At 72.7% G+C, this 4,659-nt stretch carries 2 protein-coding genes; both read left to right on the forward strand.

All coding sequences use genetic code 11. The features are described 5' to 3' along the window. Positions 1-3,125: type I polyketide synthase (locus ADL01_RS17355; protein WP_159049550.1), on the forward strand; the 3,125-nt coding region annotated here is incomplete at its 5' end. Between the two features lie 159 nt (positions 3,126-3,284). Then, positions 3,285-4,659, forward strand: a 1,375-nt coding sequence (locus tag ADL01_RS17360; RefSeq protein ID WP_199834851.1) for a type I polyketide synthase, incomplete at its 3' end; no start/stop codon positions are given.

The raw sequence follows: 4,659 nt of genomic DNA on the forward strand, positions 1-4,659 counted from the left end.
CCGCCCTCGCCCGGCTCCACGTGCGCGGGGCCGAGGTCGACTTCGCCTCGCTGTACGCACCGGCCGACTCCCGACGCCGCGTGGACCTGCCCACGTACGTCTTCCAAGGGCGGCGCTATTGGCCGCGTGCGGGCGCCGGTGCCGTGGGTGATGTGTCGGCGACCGGGCTTGTGCCGGCCGGGCACCCGCTACTCGGGGCGGCGGTACCACTGGTGGACACGGGCGGTCACCTGCTGACCGGTCGCCTGTCAGTGGCCACGCATCCGTGGCTGGCCGATCACACGGTGGCGGGGCGGGTGCTGCTTCCGGGTACGGCGTTCGTGGAACTCGCTGTACGCGCCGGTGACGAGGTCGGCTGCGGGGTCCTCGAGGAGCTGACGCTGGCCGCTCCCCTCGTGCTGCCCGAGCGTGGCGCCGTACAGCTCCAGATCAATGTCGGAGCGGCGGACGAGAACGGGCGCTCCGCAGTGAGTGTGCACTCCCGGGACGAGGGCGATCCCGAGGAGCCGTGGATCCGCCACGCCGCCGGATTCCTGTCCTCCGCGCCTGATGAAGCCGATGAGGAGGAGCCCGAGGGCGGGCTGGCCCAGTGGCCGCCGACGGACGCCGAGCCCATCGATGACGCGGACTCCCTCTACGACCGTCTCGCCGAGACGGGATACGGCTACGGGCCGGTCTTCCAGGGCCTGCGTGCGGCCTGGCGGCGCGGCGACGAGGTCTTCGCCGAAGTCGCCCTGCCGGAGGAAGAGGCAGCGGACGCCGCGGCCTTCACCCTGCACCCGGCGCTGCTGGACGCCGCGCTGCACTCCACCCTGCTCCTGCCCCGGCGGCAGGACGGCGACGACGAACGCCAGGGCCTGGGGCTGCCCTTCGCCTGGAGCGGAGTCCGGCTGCGCCGGGCAGGCGCCGCGACCGTCCGCGTACGGCTCAGCAGTGCCGGAGCGGACACCGTGACCCTGACCTTGGCGGACGAGACCGGCCAGGTGGTCGCCACCGTCGACTCGCTCGTGTCGCGCTCGGTCTCGGACGATCGACTCGGTGGTGGGACGTTCCGTGACTCGATGTTCCACATCGAGTGGAAGCGGCAGCCCGCCGCTCCCGCCGAGCCGGTGCCGCTGGCGGTGCTCGGCGGCGACGGGCTGGTGCCAGGGGCGCGGTCGTTCGCGGATCTGGCGGCGTTGGGCGCGGCTCTCGAAGCGGGGGAGGAGCTTCCGGCGACGGTGGTGTGGCCGGTGGACCGGCCGTCGCCAGTGGACAGGCCGTCGGCCGCAGATTCCCAAGGGCTCGTACATCCCCTCGTACGGCCGGAAGATGTCTCCGCATTCCTTGCCGAGGCGCTGGGCGTGGTGCAGGCATGGCTGGCCGACGAGCGGTTCGAGGGCGCGCGGCTCGTGGTCGTGACGCGGGGCGCTGCCCCCGTCGAGGGCACAGGCGCGGACCTCGACCCCGCGGGCGCGGCACTGTGGGGCCTCGTGCGCTCCGCTCAGGTGGAGAATCCGGGACGCTTCCTCCTCGTGGACACGGAGATGGCTCCAGGCGCCGACTTGGGCACGGGCGCGAACCCGATCGATGCCCCGGCGCTCGCCGCCGCCCTGGCCGCGGGTGAGCCCGAGGTGGTGGTGCGGGCGGGCGCGGTATGGGTCCCCCGACTGACGCGACCGACGACGAGGGTGTCCGCCACACCGGTCGACGAAACCGCGGCATCCCCGTACGGCGAGGGCACCGTCCTCGTCACCGGCGCCTTCGGCGGCCTCGGGCGCGTGGTGGCGCGGCATCTCGCCGAACACCATCGTGTACGGGACCTCCTCCTGGTCTCCCGCAGGGGCGACGCCGCCGCGGGCGCGGACGAACTGCGCGCGGAACTGGAAGCGGTGGGCGCCAAGGTCACCGTGGCCGCGTGCGACGTCGCCGACCGTGACGCGCTGGCCGCGCTCCTGGACGAGGCCGGCGGCGAACTGTCGGCGGTGGTGCACGCGGCGGGAGTCCTGGACGACGGCATCGTCACGTCCCTGACGCCCGAGCGCCTGGACACGGTCCTGCGTCCGAAGGCGGCCGCGGCACTCCACCTGCACGAGCTGACGGCCGGCCTGGACCTGTCCGCCTTCGTCCTGTTCTCCTCCGCCGCCGGGGTGCTCGGCAGCGCGGGGCAGGCCAACTACGCGGCCGCCAACGGCCTCCTGGACGCCCTCGCCGGCATCCGCCGAGCTCAGGGCCTCCCGGCGACCTCCCTGGCCTGGGGACTCTGGGCGCAGGACAGCGACATGACCGGCAAGCTGGACGGTACGGACCTCGGCCGCATGGCGCGGGGCGGTGTGGCGGCACTGTCCACGGACGAGGGCCTCGCCCTTCTGGACATCGCGGTGACCGACCGGACCCTGACCGCGCCCGAAGCGCCGGCGACTCTCGTCCCGCTCCGCCTGGACACCGCCTCCCTGCGGGCCGCCGCGGGCCCCGACGGCGTACAGCCCGTCTTCTCGGAACTGGTCCGCACCCCGGCCCGCCGCGTCGACAGGGCGCAAGCACGCTCCGGAAACGCGGCGGCGGCCAACGGCGCGGACCCCGGTACCCCGGCCCTCGTCAAGGAATTGGCGGAACTTTCGGGAGCGGACCGCGAGCGTGCACTGCTCGATGCGGTGCGCGGAAATGTGGCGACGGTGCTCGGCCATTCCGGGCCGGAGGCGGTCGGCGCCACCCGGGGATTCCTGGAATTGGGCGTCGATTCGCTCACCGCGGTGGAACTCCGAAATCGGCTCAACTCCCTTTTCGGGTTGCGTCTTCCCGCTACCCTCATCTTCGACTATCCGTCGCCCACGGCGCTCGCCTCCTATCTGGACGAGAGCCTGCCGCAAGCCGGCGGCGCGGCGGCGGAGAGTTCCGAGGGGGCACGCCCCGGAGGCGTGGTCGCCGAACTCGCGGGTCTGGAAGCGGCACTGGCCGCGGGCCCGCCGTCCGACGACGAACGTGCTGCCGTGCGCGGCAGGCTGCGGGCGCTGCTCGGCAGGCTGGACGCAGCGGAGCCGGGCGGAGCTGGCGGACTGGCCGCCGAGGCCGTCGCGGACAAGCTGGAAGACGCCGACGACGATGACATGTTTGACTTCATCGACAACGAACTCGGCGTCTCCTGAAGCAATCCCACGGAACTGCCGCCCGACACCGCCACGGCAATCCGCGGGCAGTTCGTAGAAATTCATAAAGGGTCCATAGGGGGAGGGTAGGGGTTGTTGCGCCTGCCCTCCCGCCGATGTGATGGTGTCGGCCCTCTGCGTTGAAGGAGTCGCACCGAAATGGCGAACGAGCAGAAACTCCGCGAGTACCTCAAGCGAGTTACCGCGGATCTGCACCAGACCCGGCAGCGTCTACAGGACGCCGAGTCCGTGAGCCGGGAGCCCATCGCTATCGTCGCGATGAGCTGCCGCTACCCCGGCGGGGTCGCCGGACCGGAAGACCTGTGGCGGCTCGTCGCCGACGGCGGGGACGCGATCTCTCCCTTCCCGGACGACCGGGGCTGGGACGCGGACCTCCACGACCCCGACCCGACGAGCCCCGGCAAGAGCTATGCGCGCGAGGGCGGTTTCCTGCACGACGCGGCACAGTTCGACCCGGCCTTCTTCGGGATCTCGCCGCGCGAGGCCCTCGCCATCGACCCGCAGCAGCGTCTGCTCCTCGAAGCCACCTGGGAGGCGTTCGAGCGGGCGGGCGTGGATCCGCTGTCCGTTCGCGGCTCCCGGACGGGCGTCTTCGTCGGCGTCATGTACGGCGACTACGGCAACCGCATCCTCAGCAACCCCGAGGGCCTGGAGGAATTCGAGGGCTACCTCGGCAACGGCAGCGCGGGCAGCATCGCCTCCGGGCGCGTCTCCTACACCTTCGGCCTCGAAGGCCCCGCCGTCACCATCGACACCGCGTGCTCGTCCTCGCTCGTCGCCCTGCACCTGGCCGCGCAGTCCCTGCGCAACGGCGAGTGCACCCTCGCGCTCGCGGGCGGCGTGACCGTCATGTCCACACCGGACACCTTCGTGGAGTTCAGCCGCCAGCGCGGCCTCGCGGCCGACGGCCGCTGCAAGGCGTTCGCGGAGGCCGCCGACGGCACCGGCTGGGGAGAGGGCGTCGGACTCCTTGTCCTCGAGCGACTCTCGGACGCCCGCCGTAACGGCCACCAGGTCCTCGCCGTCGTACGCGGCACCGCCGTCAACCAGGACGGTGCAAGCAGCGGCCTGACCGCCCCCAACGGGCCCGCCCAGCAGCGCGTCATCCGCGCGGCGTTGGCGAGCGCGGGCCTTGCGGCGGGCGACGTCGACGCCGTGGAGGCCCACGGCACGGGCACCACGCTCGGCGACCCCATCGAAGCCCAGGCGCTGCTCGCCACGTACGGACAGGAGCGGCCGGCCGGCCCGTCCGGCGACCGCGAACCCCTGTGGCTCGGCTCGGTCAAGTCCAACATCGGGCACACCCAGGCGGCCGCCGGCGTCGCGGGCGTCATCAAGATGGTGATGGCGATGCGCCACGGCGTGCTGCCCCGCACGCTGCACGTGGACCGGCCGAACTCGCATGTGGACTGGACGGCGGGGGCTGTTGAGCTGCTGACCGAGGCCCGGGAGTGGACGGGGCGTGAGGGCGTGCCGCGTCGTGCGGGTGTGTCGTCGTTCGGTGTCAGTGGGA

This window comes from Streptomyces sp. NRRL WC-3618 (assembly GCF_001280005.1).
Lineage (GTDB): Bacteria > Actinomycetota > Actinomycetes > Streptomycetales > Streptomycetaceae > Streptomyces.